The 15372-nt window shown below is 72.5% G+C and carries 14 protein-coding genes; 1 reads left to right on the plus strand and 13 read right to left on the minus strand.

Annotated features, from left to right (window positions below; genetic code table 11):
• Window positions 1–11: 11 nt before the first annotated feature.
• From AB0D01_RS17790 to AB0D01_RS17845, 12 genes are all read right to left on the minus strand, one after another.
• Window positions 12–1118, minus strand: a complete 1107-nt coding sequence (locus AB0D01_RS17790) for an aminopeptidase P family protein (RefSeq protein WP_363056150.1) — start codon at window positions 1116–1118, stop codon at window positions 12–14.
• 199 nt (window positions 1119–1317) lie between these two features.
• Window positions 1318–2049 (minus strand): AAA family ATPase, encoded by a 732-nt coding sequence (locus AB0D01_RS17795; RefSeq protein ID WP_363056152.1) that lies wholly within the window; start codon window positions 2047–2049, stop codon window positions 1318–1320.
• A gap of 46 nt (window positions 2050–2095) precedes the next feature.
• Window positions 2096–2536: a type II 3-dehydroquinate dehydratase gene (gene aroQ, locus AB0D01_RS17800; protein WP_363056154.1), complete on the minus strand. Its 441-nt coding sequence runs from the start codon at window positions 2534–2536 to the stop codon at window positions 2096–2098.
• The gene (gene aroB, locus AB0D01_RS17805) at window positions 2533–3624 is read right to left on the minus strand and encodes a 3-dehydroquinate synthase (RefSeq protein ID WP_363056156.1); all 1092 of its coding nucleotides are present in this window, start codon (window positions 3622–3624) and stop codon (window positions 2533–2535) included. The genes aroQ and aroB overlap by 4 nt, the downstream gene beginning before the upstream one ends.
• Window positions 3621–4139: a shikimate kinase gene (locus tag AB0D01_RS17810; RefSeq protein ID WP_363056158.1), complete on the minus strand. Its 519-nt coding sequence runs from the start codon at window positions 4137–4139 to the stop codon at window positions 3621–3623. Before AB0D01_RS17810 ends, aroB begins: the two co-directional genes overlap by 4 nt.
• Window positions 4136–5320: a chorismate synthase gene (gene aroC, locus AB0D01_RS17815; RefSeq protein WP_363056159.1), complete on the minus strand. Its 1185-nt coding sequence runs from the start codon at window positions 5318–5320 to the stop codon at window positions 4136–4138. Before aroC ends, AB0D01_RS17810 begins: the two co-directional genes overlap by 4 nt.
• 155 nt (window positions 5321–5475) lie before the next feature.
• Window positions 5476–6303, minus strand: coding sequence for a shikimate dehydrogenase (locus tag AB0D01_RS17820; protein ID WP_363056161.1), 828 nt, complete (start codon window positions 6301–6303; stop codon window positions 5476–5478).
• A gap of 6 nt (window positions 6304–6309) precedes the next feature.
• Window positions 6310–8085, minus strand: a complete 1776-nt coding sequence (gene mltG / locus AB0D01_RS17825; protein WP_363056163.1) for an endolytic transglycosylase MltG — start codon at window positions 8083–8085, stop codon at window positions 6310–6312.
• A gap of 129 nt (window positions 8086–8214) precedes the next feature.
• On the minus strand, window positions 8215–8685 hold the full coding sequence (ruvX, locus tag AB0D01_RS17830; protein WP_030028999.1) for a Holliday junction resolvase RuvX: 471 nt from the start codon (window positions 8683–8685) through the stop codon (window positions 8215–8217).
• Between the two features lie 2 nt (window positions 8686–8687).
• Complete coding sequence (alaS, locus tag AB0D01_RS17835) at window positions 8688–11357, minus strand: alanine--tRNA ligase (protein ID WP_363056165.1); 2670 nt, start codon at window positions 11355–11357, stop codon at window positions 8688–8690.
• Window positions 11357–11719, minus strand: a complete 363-nt coding sequence (locus AB0D01_RS17840; protein WP_363056167.1) for a DUF6167 family protein — start codon at window positions 11717–11719, stop codon at window positions 11357–11359. Before AB0D01_RS17840 ends, alaS begins: the two co-directional genes overlap by 1 nt.
• An 8-nt stretch (window positions 11720–11727) precedes the next feature.
• On the minus strand, window positions 11728–12156 hold the full coding sequence (locus tag AB0D01_RS17845; protein ID WP_363056169.1) for a DUF948 domain-containing protein: 429 nt from the start codon (window positions 12154–12156) through the stop codon (window positions 11728–11730).
• Between the two features lie 170 nt (window positions 12157–12326).
• Here AB0D01_RS17845 and AB0D01_RS17850 point away from each other — a divergent pair, with 170 nt between their 5' ends.
• A complete protein-coding gene (locus AB0D01_RS17850; RefSeq protein WP_363056171.1) occupies window positions 12327–14573 on the plus strand; it encodes an NACHT domain-containing protein in 2247 nt (748 codons plus the stop codon).
• Between the two features lie 27 nt (window positions 14574–14600).
• On the opposite strand, the gene rpsD is transcribed toward AB0D01_RS17850, so the two are convergent.
• Window positions 14601–15212, minus strand: a complete 612-nt coding sequence (gene rpsD / locus AB0D01_RS17855; protein WP_030026606.1) for a 30S ribosomal protein S4 — start codon at window positions 15210–15212, stop codon at window positions 14601–14603.
• Window positions 15213–15372 lie beyond the last annotated feature (160 nt).

Raw genomic sequence — 15372 nt, forward strand, 5'->3', positions numbered from 1 at the left:
CCGGCGAAGGGCTAGAGCGCGAGCAGCTCCTTGGTCGTAATGGTGAGTAGCTCGGGACCGCCGTCCGCCTCGGGGCGCACGACGAGCGTGTCATCGATCCGGACACCTCCCCGGCCCGGGAGGTGAACCCCCGGTTCGACGGTGACCGGCACGCAAGCGTCCAGTTTACCCATTGCCGTAGGTGCAAGCTGCGGGTCCTCGTCGATTTCGAGTCCGATCCCGTGTCCCATCCATCCGGCCAGCGCTTCCGCGTGCCCGGCGGAGTCCAGTACGGACCGCGCGGCACGGTCCACGTCGCGGTACGCGGCGCCCGGCAGCAGGGCCTCGCGGCCCGCCCGCTGGGCGGCGAAGACGAGGTCGTACAGCTCGATCTGCCAGTCGGCGGGAGTGGTGCCGATCACGAAGGTGCGGCCGATCTCGCAGCGGTAGCCCCGGTAGTTGGCGCCCAGGCACACCGAGAGGAAGTCGCCCTCCTCCACCCGCCGGTCGGAGGGCCGGTGCCGGCCGCGGCCCGAATGCGGGCCGGTGCCCACGGAGGTGGGGAACGCCGGTCCGTCGGCGCCGTGGTCGACGAGGCGGCGTTCCAGCTCCAGGGCGAGGTGCCGCTCGGTGCGTCCGACCAGGATCGACTCCAGCAGCTCCCCGAGGGCCTGGTCGGCGATCTCGGCGGCGATCCGCAGGCAGGCGATCTCCTCCTCGTCCTTGACGAGGCGCTGCTGTTCGACGGCCGGACCCAGGTCGATCAGGCGCAGCCGCGGCGCGACCGAGTGCAGGGCCCGGTGCCGGGCGACCGTGAGGTGGTGCTCCTCGACGGCGAGGGACTCCGCCCGGGCGGCCGCCGCCAGGTCGGCGGCGGCCACGGCCGGGTCGGCGCCGGGCCCGGGCAGCACCGACAGGCGCAGGTGCTCGTCGAGGCGCCCCTCGTCGGCTTCGCCGGACGGGGCGCAGGCGCTGAACAGCACGTCCTCCTGCGGCCCGACGAGCAGGACGGCGGACGGCGGGAACGCCCCGGCGAGGTAGCGGACGTTCGCCGGACGCGTGATCAGCGCCGCCGAACCGCCGGCGGCGGCGCAACGGTCGCGGAGCAGGCCCCTGCGGGTCGCGTACACGTCTGACATGTATTCGAGCCTACGAGCGCCCCGCGCATCCGGCCCGGCGAGCGCGTCCGGACGGGGCGGGCTCGGGAGCGGGGCGGGCGCGGGGCGGGCACGGGCACGGGGCGCCCCGCGTGCGGGTCCGGGCCGGGTCCGCGCCGGTGGTCTGGGGCGCCCCGCCGGCGGACGGCACGCCGGCGCCGTACGGGCCCGTCCGGCCCGTTCAGCCGGCGGGGGCGGCCAGGATCCGGGCGAGGGCCTCGTCGAGGGCGCGGGCGGTGCCCTCCACGTCGAGGTGGGAGTTGTCGATGATCGGCAGGCCGGAGCCGTACCAGCCGGCCATCCGGCCGTGGATCCGGGCGACTTCCTCGTCGGACAGGCGCCGGTTGCCGGAGCGGGCCGCGTTGCGCTCCAGGACGATCTCCAGGCCGGGCAGCAGGACGACGGGGAGCAGTCCGGGGCCGACGTGCCGCTTCCAGCCCCCCAGGCCCACCACGGGCCGGTCGGGGAAGACCGCGTCGTCGAGGATGCAGGAGATGCCGTTGGCGAGGAAGTTGCGGGCGGCGAAGCCGCAGGTACGGCGGGCCAGGCGGTACTGGGCCTCGGAGTGTTCGTTCCAGCCGGCCTGCGGGTCGGCGAACCCGGACCGGACCCACTCGCGCACGTCGTCGAGGCTGATGTGCGCGGTGGCCACCGGTCGGCTCGCCGCCCAGTGGCGGGCCACGGTGGTCTTGCCGGCGCCCGCCGGGCCGATGAGGAGCACGGCCAGGGTGGCGCCACCGGTGGCCGGCGCGGGGGGCTGGTGCGGCGCGGGGACCGCGGGCGGCAGGGGGATGTGTCCCGTCGCCTCGGGAACGGGTGTCACCGGCCAGCCCTGCGCCGGGGGTATAGGCGGTTGCGGGGGCGCCGCCGGGTGGTGTCCCGGCGGGCCCCAACCCCCCACTCCGTGCTGCATCCGCGCCACTCCGTCTCGTTCAGGCGACTGATGCGAGAACGTTATCTCAGGAGCCGACCTCTTCCGCCAGCGCGCGCAGCGCCAGGCGGTAGGAGCCCAGTCCGAAGCCCGCCACGGTCCCGGTGGCCACGGCCGCGATGACCGAGGTGTGCCGGAACTCCTCGCGGGCGTACGGGTTCGAGATGTGCACCTCGATCAGCGGCGCGGTGCGCTGGGCCGCCGCGTCCCGCATGGCGTACGAGTAGTGCGTGAAGGCGCCCGGGTTGATGACGACCGGGACCTTGCCGTCGGCCGCCTCGTGCAGCCAGCGCACGATCTCGCCCTCGTCGTTGGTCTCGCGGACCTCCACGTCGAAGCCGAGCTCCTCGCCCAGGGCGCGGCAGCTCTCGACGAGTCCGGCGTACGAGGTGGCCCCGTAGACGTCGGGCTCGCGCGAGCCGAGCCGGCCCAGGTTGGGTCCGTTGAGGACGAGCACCCTGCGGCTCACGCCGACACCTCGCCGTAGGCGGCGACCAGGTGGGCCGGGTCGGGGCCCTCCAGGACGGTCGGCTTGCCCAGGCCGTCGAGGACGATGAAGCGCAGCAGGTTGCCGCGGGACTTCTTGTCGACCTGCATGGTCTGGAGCAGCTTGGACCACTGGTCGCCGCGGTAGGTCAGCGGCAGGCCGACGGAGGCGAGGACCGCCCGGTGCCGGTCGGCCGTCTCGTCGTCGAGCCGGCCGGCGAGCCGGCCCAGTTCGGCGGCGAAGACCATGCCCACGGAGACGGCGGCGCCGTGGCGCCACTTGTAGCGCTCGTTCTTCTCGATGGCGTGGGCGAGGGTGTGCCCGTAGTTCAGGAACTCCCGGATCCCGGATTCCTTCAGGTCGTTGGAGACCACGTCGGCCTTGACCCGGATGGAGCGCACGATCAGCTCGGCCGTGTGCGGGCCCTGCGCGGTGCGGGCCGCGGCCGGGTCCTCCTCGATCAGGTCGAGGATCACCGGGTCGGCGATGAAGCCGGCCTTGATGACCTCGGCGAGGCCGCTGACGTAGTCGTTGACCGGCAGGGAGTCCAGCGCGGCGAGGTCGCACAGGACCCCGGCGGGCGGGTGGAAGGCGCCGACGAGGTTCTTGCCCTCGGCGGTGTTGATGCCGGTCTTGCCGCCGACGGCGGCGTCGACCATCGCGAGGACGGTGGTCGGGACCGCGATCCAGCGCACCCCGCGCAGCCAGGAGGCCGCGACGAAGCCGGCGAGGTCGGTGGTGGCGCCTCCGCCGACGCCGACGATCACGTCGGTGCGGGTGAAGTTGGACTGCCCGAGCGCCTTCCAGCAGTACGCCGCGACCTCGACGGTCTTGGCCTCCTCGGCGTTGGGCACCTGGATGGCGATGGCCTCGTAGCCCTGCGCCGCCAGGTCGTCCCGCAGCGCCTCACCGGTCGAGGCCAGGGCCTCGGGGTGGATGACGGCGACCCGCTGGGCCTTGGTGCCGATCAGGCCGCCCAGCTCGCCGAGCAGCTGCCGGCCGACCAGCACGTCGTACGGGTCGTGACCGGCGTTCCCGCCGACGTGGATCCGCGTCACCTGGTCTGTCATACGTCCTTCAACTCCAGTGCGTCGAGGACCGCCTGGGCGACCTCTTCGGGGGTGCGGTCGTCGGTGGCCACCACGACGCGCGCGACTTCGGTGTACAGGTGGCGCCGTGCCTCCATCAGCTCGCGCCACTGACGGCGCGGGTTGACCGCGAGCAGCGGGCGCGCGGCGCCGAGGCCGACGCGACGCACGGCCTCCTCGACGTCCATCGACAGGTAGGCCACCGGGCGCCCGGCGAGCAGGGCGCGGGTGCCCTCGTCGAGGACGGCGCCGCCGCCGAGGGCGAGGACTCCGGTGTGCCCGGAGACGGCGTCCGCGACGGCCCGCCGTTCCAGCTCACGGAAGTACGGCTCGCCCTCGTCGACGAAGATGTCGGAGATCTCGCGGCCCTGGGCCGCGACGATGTCCGCGTCGGTGTCCCGGTAGGCGACCCCGAGCCGTTCGGCGAGGAGGGCGCCCACCGTGGACTTGCCGGAGCCCATGGGCCCGACGAGCACGACCAGGGGACCGCCGGTCACCGGATCTGCAGGTTGTCGAGGTACGACCGGACGTTGCGACGGGTCTCGGGGACGGAGTCGCCGCCGAACTTCTCGACGAGCGCGTCCGCGAGGACGAGCGCGACCATGGCCTCGGCGACGATGCCCGCGGCGGGCACGGCGCACACGTCGGAACGCTGGTGGTGCGCGGCGGCGGCCTCGCCGGTCGCCACGTCCACGGTGGCGAGCGCCTTCGGGACGGTGGCGATCGGCTTCATGGCGGCGCGGACGCGCAGCAGCTCGCCGGTGGTCAGACCGCCCTCGGTGCCGCCGGAGCGGCCGGAGGTGCGCCGGATGCCCTCGGGGGTGGAGACGATCTCGTCGTGGGCCTGGGAGCCCGGCACGCGGGCCAGGTCGAAGCCGTCGCCGACCTCCACGCCCTTGATGGCCTGGATGCCCATGAGGGCCGCGGCGAGGCGGGCGTCGAGGCGGCGGTCCCAGTGGACGTGCGAGCCGAGGCCGACGGGCACGCCGTAGGCCAGGACCTCGACGACGCCGCCGAGGGTGTCGCCGTCCTTGTGGGCCTGGTCGATCTCGGCGACCATCGCCTTCGAGGCGTCGGCGTCCAGGCAGCGCACCGGGTCGGCGTCGAGACGCTCGACGTCGGCGGGGGTCGGGTAGACGCCGTGGGGGGCCTTGGCCGAGGCCAGCTCCACCACGTGGGAGACGATCTCGATGCCCGCGGTCTCCTTGATGAAGGACCGGGCGATGGCGCCGAGGGCGACCCGGGCGGCCGTCTCGCGGGCGCTGGCGCGCTCCAGGATCGGGCGGGCCTCGGAGAAGCCGTACTTCTGCATGCCCGCGAGGTCGGCGTGGCCGGGGCGCGGACGGGTCAGCGCCGCGTTGCGGCCGGTCTCCTTGAGCAGCGAGGGGTCCACCGGGTCGGCCGACATGACCGTCTCCCACTTGGGCCACTCGGTGTTGCCGATCATGACGGCGACCGGGGACCCCTGCGACAGCCCGTGGCGGACGCCGCCGAGGAAGGTGATCTCGTCCTGCTCGAACTTCATCCGGGCGCCGCGGCCGTAGCCGAGCCGACGCCGGGCGAGGTGGTCGGCCACCAGCTCGGTGGTGACCGGGACGCCGGCGGGAAGGCCCTCCAGCGTCGCAACCAGCGCCGGTCCGTGCGACTCTCCGGCGGTCAGCCAACGCAACCTGCTCAACGATGCTCCTCATGCTCGCGCCTGGCACTGCGACGGGCGCGACCGGGTGCGCTGCCCGGACCCGCCATGCCCTGATCCTCCCACGTCCGGGCGGGTGAACCGGCGCCCGGTCCAGCTATCGGACGCCGGATCCGTCAGGTACGGTGCGGGATCCGTCAGTGGCGGGCCGCGAGCGCCCGCTCACCGGCCGTCCGCATGGCGGCCAGCGGACCCGGGGCACGGCCCGTCATCAGCTCGACCTGGAGCACCGCCTGGTGCACGAGGAGGTCGAGGCCGCCGACCAGGGCGCCGCCCCGACCGGACCAGGCCGCGGCGAGGGCGGTGGGCCAGGGGTCGTAGAGGACGTCGAAGAGGGTTCCGGGGGCCTCGGGCACGGATGCCGCGAGCTCGTCGGTGGCACCGGCCGGGGTGGTGGCGATGACCAGCGGGGCCTCCAGGGCCGCCGCCGCCTCGCTCCAGTCGGCGGTGCGGACGGCGACGCCGAGCCGCTCGCCCCACCCGCGCATCTCGTCGGCCCGGGCCCGGGAGCGGACGTACGCGGTGACCTCGCCGGTGCAGATCCGCGCGAGGGCGGCCAGCGCCGAGGAGGCGGTGGCGCCCGCGCCGAGGACGGCCGCGGACGGCACCTTCTCCACGCCGCGCTCGTGCAGGGCGGCGACGATCCCGGGGATGTCGGTGTTGTCGCCGAGCCGCCGGCCGTCCTCGGTGAGGACGACCGTGTTGACGGCCTCGACGGAGGCGGCCGTGTCGCTGATCCCGTCCAGCAGCGGGATGATCGCCCGCTTGAGCGGCATCGTCAGGGACAGTCCCGCCCACTCGGGCCCCAGGTCGGCCACGAACCCGGGGAGCGCGGCCTCGTCGATCTCGAACCGGTCGTAGGACCGTTCGAGGAGGCCGAGCTCCCGGTAGGCGGCGCGGTGCAGCACCGGCGAGAGGGAGTGCTCGATGGGCGAACCCAGCACCGCGGCCCGTATCCGTGACATGTCCTGCTACCCGCCGTTCTTCTGCTTCTGCCGCTCTTGGAACTCGTCCGCGAGCTTCTGGTGCTCCTCGTAGGTCTTGGTGAAGGTCGTCTTGTTGCCGTCGACCGACACGAAGAACATCCAGCCGCCGTGGTCGGGGTTGAGCGTAGCGGTCAGGGCGTCCGTCCCCGGGTTGCCGATCGGGCCCGGGGGCAGTCCCTTGACGAAGTGCGTGTTGTACGGGTTGTCGAACACCCGCGCTTCCTTCAGGGAGAAGTTGAGGTTGTTCGTGCCCTTGACGTAGTTGTACGTGGAGTCGAACTCCAGCTTCTGGTTCGTGACCGTGTTGGTCTTCTTGAGGCGGTTGTAGACCACCTCGGACATCTTCCGGAAGTCGTCGTGGTCCTTGCCCTCGGCGTTGACGAGGCTGGCCACGGTGACGACCTGGAGCGGGTTCTCCAGCCCCAGTTCCTTGGCCTTGGCCTCGATGCCGAGCTCGGCGTACTTGCCGCTCGCCCGCTGGACCATTTGCTTCAGCAGGGACTCGGGGGTGACGTCCTTGCCGAGGTCGTAGCGCGCGGGGAAGAGGAAGCCCTCCAACGGGTCGATGAGCTTCGGGTCGTTGCCCACCCAGGCCGGCAGGCCGAGGTTGCGGCCCTCGCGCAGGGCGATGTCGCGGGTGGTGCCGGCGGGCTTCTCCAGCTTCTTGTCGATCAGGTCGTAGATCTCGACGTTGCGCCTGCCCTCGGGAACGATCAGGACGTGCAGCTTGGAGGGGTCGAGCATGAGCGCGACCGCCGCGGCCGCCGACATGCGCTTGTGCAGCGGGTAGACGCCCGGCTGGATGGTCTTGCCCTTGCCCGTGGCGGTGGCGGCGTCCACGAAGGCCTGGGCGCTCGCGACGACGCCGGCCTCCTTGAGGATGCGGCCCATCTGGCCGAGTCCCGCGCCGGTGGGGATCTGCACGTCGACGGTCTCCTCGGAGCCGGAGCCCGCGAAGTCCTCGGCCGCGCCGAAGCGCGCCTTCAGGTAGCCGTAGCCGTAGTAGCCGCCACCGCCGACGACGCCGACGATGACCAGCGCGGCGATCAGGCAGGCCGCGCCGCTGCGCTGTTTGCCCTTGCCACCCTTCGAACGGCCCGAGCGGCCTCCTCGGCCCCCGCGTCGACCGGGGCCGTCCTCGTCGCCGGAGCCGCCGCCGGCGGCCGCGAGAGCGGCCTCCTCGGCCTCGTCCGGGTCCAGGGACTCCGGTTCCGCTTCGGGTTCCGCTTCGGTTTCGAGGTGCCGCAGGCCGGGGGGCGTGGGAGGCGGGTAGGCGTCCTCGGTGGTGTACAGGTCGGGGGTGTCGGCGGGGTAGGCGCCGACCGCCTGCTGGGCGTACGGATCCGTGCCCGCGTACGGGTCGGTCTGCACGTCGGCCACCATGTACGGGCCCTGGCCCTGACCCTGCCCCTGGACGTGACCCTGGCCCGTGTCCCAGCCCTGGCCGTCGTACATCGGCTGCTGGGGCTGGGGCTGGGCGTGCGTCTGCTGCGGGGCGTAGCCCTGCTGTTGTTCGACGTACTGCGGGTACTGCCCGGGGTACTGCGGGTGTTGCTGGTGCTGCTGCACGTACTGCTGCTGTGCGTACTGCTGTTCGGGGTACTGCTGGTACTGCGGCTCCTGCGGGTACTGCTGCTGCGGGTCAACGCCGTAGGGCACCTGGCCCTGCTGGGTCTGGGACGCGGTCCACCCCTGGTCCCCGTAGAGGGGATCAGCGGGGTGCCACGGTTCGGAGCCACCGCCCCGGCCATACTCAGTCATCGGTCCCCTAGAGCCGCGAGACGAAGGCCACGGCTTTTCGTCGGCCGCGACACCCGGTACCGCCTCTTTGGTGGTGGGCGACGGCTGTTCGAATGCCGTCTCATCGCGCGGAACGTTACCGTATCGCGATCAGACAACCACTTCGACGCACTCACCAGGCGGATTACCTGATACCCGTTCGGTCTCCAGAGCGTTCTGGAGGATGACCACAGCGGCCGCCTGGTCGATCACCGAACGCCCCTTCTTGGCGTTCCTGCCCGAGGCCCGCAGGCCCTGGGCCGCGGTGACCGTGGTCATCCGCTCGTCCACCAGGCGGACCGTCACCGGCTTGATGCCCTTGGCCAGTTCGTTCGCGAAGGCACGCACCTTGGCCGCGGCCGGCCCCTCCCGCCCGCTGAGCGAACGGGGGAGGCCGACCACGACTTCGAGGGGCTCGTACTCCTCGACGAGCTGCCGCAACCGCCGGTGGGCGAACGGGATGTCCCGGCCCGGGACGGTCTCGACCGGTGTGGCCAGCACCCCGTCGGGGTCGCAGGACGCGACCCCGATCCGGGCGTCGCCCACGTCGATGGCCAGTCGGCGGCCGCGGCGCAACGTCATCGTCAGACCGTCTCCACCACGAGGCGCTCGACGGCGCTGATGGCCTCCGGGACGGCGCCCGGGTTCTGGCCGCCGCCCTGGGCCACGTCGGGCTTGCCGCCACCGCCGCCGCCGAGGGTCTTGGCCGCGGTGCGGACCAGGTCACCGGCCTTGAGGCCGCGCTCGCGGGCCGCCTCGTTGGTGGCGATCACGGTCAGCGGGCGGTCGTTCGCCACGGTGAACAGCGCGACGACGGCCGGCCGGTCGCCCTGGATGCGGCCGCGCACGTCGAGGACCAGCTTGCGCAGGTCGTCGGCGCCGACGCCGTCCGCCACCTGACCGACGACGAGGGCCACGCCGCGGATGTCCTGGGCGCCGGCGGCGAGACCGGCGGCGGCCTGGAGGACCTTCTCCGCGCGGAACTTCTCGATCTCCTTCTCGGCGTCCTTCAGCTTGCCGAGCATGGAGGCGATCTTCTCCGGCAGCTCCTCCGGACGGCCCTTGACCAGCTCCTGGAGCTGGGCGACGACCGTGTGCTCCTTGGCGAGGAAGTTGTATGCGTCCGCGCCCACCAGCGCCTCGACGCGGCGCACGCCGGAGCCGATGGAGGACTCGCCGAGCAGCTTCACCAGACCCAGCTGGGCGGTGTTGCCGACGTGCGTGCCGCCGCACAGCTCCTTGGAGAAGTCGCCGATGGTGACCACGCGGACCTGCTCGCCGTACTTCTCGCCGAACTCGGCGATGGCGCCCTGCTTCTTCGCCTCGTCGATGCTCATGATCTCGGCGGTCACTTCGAGCTCGCGCGAGAGCACGTCGTTGATCTTCTGCTCGACGTCGGTCAGGACCGAGCCGGGGACGGCGTTCGGGGAGCCGAAGTCGAAGCGGAAGCGGCCGGGGCTGTTCTCGGAGCCGGCCTGGGCGGCCGTCGGGCCGAGGGCGTCGCGCAGCGCCTGGTGCGTCAGGTGCGTGGCGGAGTGGGCGCGGGCGATGGCCCGGCGGCGGCCCACGTCGATGGCGGCGTACGCGGAGGCGCCCACCGTCACCTCGCCGACCTGGACGGATCCCTTGTGGACGGAGACGCCGGGCACCGGCTGCTGCACGTCGCGGATCTCGATGACGGCGCCGGTGTCGAGCTTGATGCGGCCCTGGTCGGCGAGCTGGCCGCCGCCCTCGGCGTAGAACGGGGTGCGGTCGAGGACGACCTCGACCTCGTCGCCCTCGGAGGCCGCCGGCGAGGAGACGCCGTTGACCAGCAGGCCGACGATCGTGGACTCGCCCTGGGTGGTGGCGTAGCCGGTGAACTCGGTGGCGCCGGAGCCGTCGGCGATCTCGCGGTAGGCGGACATGTCCGCGTGACCGGTCTTCTTGGCCTTGGCGTCGGCCTTGGCGCGGTCGCGCTGCTCCTGCATCAGACGGCGGAAGCCCGGCTCGTCCACGGAGAGGCCCTGTTCGGCGGCCATCTCCAGGGTGAGGTCGATCGGGAAGCCCCAGGTGTCGTGGAGCAGGAACGCCTTGTCGCCGGAGAGGACCGTGCCGCCGGCGGCCTTGGTCTCGGTGACGGCGGTGTCGAGGATGTTCGTGCCGCCCTTGAGGGCCTTGAGGAAGGCGGCCTCTTCGGCGAGCGCGACGGTCTCGATGCGCTTGCGGTCGGTGACCAGCTCCGGGTACTGCTGCCCCATCGTCTCGATCACGACGTCGACGAGGTCCTTGACCACCGGGCCGGTGGCGCCCATGAGGCGCATGTTGCGGATGGCGCGGCGCATGATGCGGCGCAGCACGTAGCCGCGGCCCTCGTTGCCGGGGGTCACGCCGTCGCCGATGAGCATCACGGAGGTGCGGACGTGGTCGGCGACCACGCGCAGCGAGACGTCCGTGTTCTGAGCGGCTCCGTAGCGCACGCCGGTCAGCTCGGTGGCCTTGTCCATGACCACGCGCAGGGTGTCGGTCTCGTACATGTTCCGCACGCCCTGCAGGATCATCGCGAGGCGTTCGAGGCCGAGACCGGTGTCGATGTTCTTCGAGGGCAGGTCGCCGAGGATCGGGAAGTCTTCCTTCCCGTCGCCCGCGCCTCGCTCGTACTGCATGAAGACCAGGTTCCAGATCTCCACGTAGCGCTCGTCGTTGACGGCGGGGCCGCCCTCGACGCCGAACTCGGGGCCGCGGTCGTAGTTGATCTCGGAGCACGGACCGCAGGGTCCCGGGACGCCCATGGACCAGAAGTTGTCCTTCTTGCCCAGGCGCTGGATGCGCTCCTGCGGGACGCCGATCTTGTCGCGCCAGATGGCCTCGGCCTCGTCGTCGTCGAGGTAGACCGTGATCCAGAGCTTCTCCGGCTCCAGGCCGTAGCCGCCGTCCGCCACGGAGCCGGTGAGCAGCTCCCAGGCGTAGCGGATGGCGCCTTCCTTGAAGTAGTCGCCGAAGGAGAAGTTGCCGCACATCTGGAAGAACGTGCCGTGGCGGGTGGTCTTGCCGACCTCTTCGATGTCCGGCGTGCGGACGCACTTCTGCACGCTGGTGAGCGTGGACGCCGGCGGCTTGACCTCGCCCAGGAAGTAGGGCTTGAAGGGCACCATGCCGGCGGGCACCAGCAGCAGAGTCGGGTCGTCCGCGATGAGCGACGCCGAAGGGACAACGGTGTGACCGCGCTCCTCGAAGAAGCTCAGCCAGCGGCGGCGGATTTCAGCCGACTCCATCAGTGGTCCTCATTCCGGTTGTACGTGACCGCCGAGCGGTTCGGGCGGTGTGTCGTCTTGTCGTTCTGGTGGTACGCGATGGCCCGCAGGCGCCGCGGCCCGGGGAGGGCGGTGACGTTGTCGGGCCGATCGGGATCCTGGGTGAGCCCCAGTGCGTCGTTCAGCTCGTCCTCGCGCTGCGTCATTCCCGCCTTGACGTCGAGGGCGAAGTCCTTGAGGCGGTGCCCCGCCTCCACGGCCTTGTCTGCGGCCTGGGCGGCGAGGCTCTCCGGCGTCAGCTTCTTCAGCTGCCGGTTGACCTTGGTGGTGGCCCACACGCCTGCGGCGGCGCCTGCGGTGAACCAGAAGGCTCGGCGGAACATCGGCGGTCTCAGCCCTTCTGCTTGCGGCGTCCCGGCGCCGGCACGGTACGGCCGACGATCACGGAGCGGCGCGTGGTCTTCGCGGGCGCCTGCTCGCCCCGGCCCAGCGCCTTGCGGACGCCGTAGCCGAAGGCCGCCACCTTGACCAGCGGGCCGCCGAAGGTGGAGGCCACGGTCGAGGAGAGGGCGGAGGCGTTGGAGGTGACTTCCTGGACGTCGCTCGCGATGGCGTCGACCCGGTCGAGCTGGGTGCGCGCGGAGCGGACGGTGGTGGAGGCGTCGGCGAGCAGGGGGACGGCCTGCTCGGTCACGTCGGCCACCAGCTTGGTGGTCGCCCTGAGCACCTGGGCGAGCCTCACCAGCACCACGGCGAGGAAGGAGACCAGGATGGCCCAGAAGACGGCCACGAGGATCCCGGCCACCTCTCCACCGGACACTTAGCACCGCTTCCTGAACTGGGGAACCCGACGAGAAAAAGTCTCCTCCGACCCTATCGCGCCGGAGATCCGCCGCAGTACCTGAATTCGGAGGTCGACGCCCGCGCGGCCGGCGGCGCCGGACGCCCGCCTTGTACCGAGCGCGTCCGGGTCTGTACTCTCCGTGTCCCATGCGACACGGACCCCTCCCGAATGCGACCCGGGGCAATCTTCCCTCGGAACTGAGTTCCTTCGTCGGGCGGGGTGACGAACTGGCCGGGCTCGGGCGCCTGCTGGAGTCCTCGCGGCTGGTGACGGTGACCGGGACGGGCGGGGTGGGCAAGTCCCGGCTGGCGCTCGCGGCGGCCCGCGCGTGGGCCCGGGGGGCGGAGGAACGCTCCTGCGACGGGGTCTGGACGGCCGACCTGTCCTCCGTGCGCGATCCGGCCCTGCTCGAGTTCACGCTGGCCGAGGCCCTCGGGCTCACCGACCACACCACGCGGCCGCCCCGCACGGTCCTCGCGGAGCACCTGGCCGACCGGCGGCTCCTGCTGCTCGTGGACGGCTTCGAGCAGCTGGTCGAGGAGAGCGCCGAGCTGCTGCGGGAGCTGTTGCGCCGCTCCCCCGGCCTGCGGGTGCTCGCGGCGGGCCGGCGGCCGCTGGGCCTGGAGGGGGAGGCGGTGTTCCCGTTGGCCCCGCCGGCGCCGGAGCAGGCCCTGGAGCTGCTGGTCGCGCGGGCGACGGAGGCGGATCCCGCCTTCGCGGCGACGGCGACGGGGCCGGGCCGGGCGGCCCTGGTCGAGCTGTGCGCACGCCTCGACGGGATCCCGTTGGCGCTGGAGCTGGCGGCGGGCCGGTTGCGCACGCTCTCCCCGGAGCAGGTGCTGGCCCGACTGGAGGACCGTTTCGCGCTGCTGACCGGCGGCGCGCGCGGGTCCCTGCCCCGGCACCGGGCGCTGCGGACCGCGATCGGCTGGAGCCACGAGCTGTGCACCCCGCGGGAGCGCCTGCTGTGGGCCCGGCTGTCGGTGTTCGCCGGGCGCTTCGACCTGGACGCCGCCGAGTACGTGTGCGCCGGCGAGGGCCTGCCGGTGGACGAGGTGCTCGACCTGGTCGGGGAGCTGCTGGCGCAGTCGGTGCTGTCCCGGGAGGAGACGCCCGCCGGGGTCCGCTACCGGATGCTGGAGACCGTACGGATGTACGGGGCGGGGTGGCTGGAGTCGACGGGTGACGCGACGCGGCTGCGGCGTCGCCACCGGGACTGGTACGTGGGCCTGGCGACCTGGTGCGAGCTGGACTGGTTCAGCCCGCGCCAGCGGGAGGTGGCGGCCCTGGTCGAAGGGGAGCTGGGGAACCTCCGACTGGCACTGGAGTGCTGCCTGGACGATCCACGGGAGGCGCACCTGGCGCAGTACCTGGCGGGCACCCTCTGGTTCTTCTGGGCCGGCTGCGGGCGGCTCACCGAGGGCCGGCACTGGCTGGAGCGGGCCCGGGAGGCGGGCCGGGCGGAGGAGGAGTACGAGGGGTCGCGGCTGAAGACGCTGTGGGTGCTCGGCTACGTGGCGGCGCTCCAGGGCGACGCGGTGGCCTCGATGGGCGCGCTGCACGAGTGCCGGGACGCCGCCGAGCGGACCGGGAACCGGGTGGCCTCCGCCTACGCCGTGCACCGGCTGGGCTGCCTGGCGCTGGTCTCGGACGACATGGCGCGGGCCGGGCGGCTGCTGGGGGCGGCGCTGGAGCTGTACCGGGAGGCCGGGGAGCTGAACAGCAACGTCCTGATGTGCCAGGTGGAGCTGGGGATGGCGCTGGCCTTCCAGGGGGACCTGGCGGGCGCGGTCTCGCTGAGCGAGGAGGTCCGCGAGATCTGCCGGGAGCGCGGGGAGCGCTGGACCAAGGCGTACGCCCTCTACGTCCTCGCGTACGCGGCCCTGGACTCCGGGGACACCGGGGCGGCGCGCCGGCTGCTGACCGAGTGCGTGGGCGTCAACCACGCCTTCCGCGATCTGGTGGGGCTGGTGCTGGCGCTGGAGCTGTTGGCGCTGGTCACGGCGGTGGAGGGGCGGCCGGCCGAGGCGGCGGTGCTCCAGGGCGGGGCGGAGCGGATGTGGGACGGCGTGGGGCTGCGCCTCTTCGGCTCGGGGTACTTCAACGCCCCGCGGCTGATGTGCCGGGAGCGGGCGGGCGAGGTGTTGGGCGCGGAGCGGTACGAGGCCTGCGCGCGGCACGGCCGGGCCCTGTCGGCGGAGGAGCTGGTCGAGCGGGCGCTGCGGGCCCCCGATCCGGAGCCGGAACCGCGGCCGGAGCCCGCGTGGCCCGCGGGACGGCTGCCGAGGCCCCGCGACGGGGAGGCGGCGGGCGCCGGCGCGGCGGCGGGCGCGGTGGAGCGTCCGGACAGCAGGAAGCCCGCCGGCTCCCCCAAGGGGGAACCGACGGGCTGACCAGCCTGTGAGGCTACGTCCGCCGAATCAGCGGGCGTAGTACTCGACGACGAGCTGCTCGTCGCAGATGACCGGGATTTCCTTGCGGTTCGGGTCACGGTCCAGGCGGAAGGCCAGGGCCTTCAGGTTGACCTGCAGGTAGCGCGGGGTCTCGCCCTCGCCTGCGTAGCCACCCTCACGGGCGACCTGGAACGGAACCTTCTCGCGGCTGCGCTCGCGAACGGTGATGACGTCGTCCGGGCGGACACGGAACGACGGCTTGTCGACCTTGGCGCCGTTGACCTCGATGTGGCCGTGGACGACCATCTGGCGGGCCTGGTAGATGGTCCGGGCGATGCCCGAACGCAGCACCAGGGCGTCGAGACGACGCTCGAGCTCGACGACCAGCGCCTCGCCCGTCTTGCCCTCGGCCTTCTTCGCGCGGTCGTACGCGCGGGCCATCTGACGCTCGGAGATGTCGTACTGCGCGCGCAGACGCTGCTTCTCCAGCAGACGGACCTTGTAGTCCGAGTTCTGCTTGCGGCCACGGCCGTGCTCGCCCGGCGGGTAGGGGCGGGCCTCGAAGTACTTGACGGCCTTCGGCGTCAGGGCGATGCCGAGAGCGCGAGACTTCTTGACCTTGGGTCGCTTCTGGTTCACGTGGAACCTACCTCCATGTAAGTTAGGTGAGGCTTACCTTAGCGAGGAGGACGTAATGTCTCGACCACATGGGATCCCCCTGCCCAGTGCGCAGCGCAGTTCGAATTCCAACGAAACGGAATCCGCTTGCGCCGACGATAAGCAAGGTCAGCCGCGTCCC

Source organism: Streptomyces sp. NPDC048606, assembly GCF_040650855.1.
GTDB lineage: Bacteria > Actinomycetota > Actinomycetes > Streptomycetales > Streptomycetaceae > Streptomyces.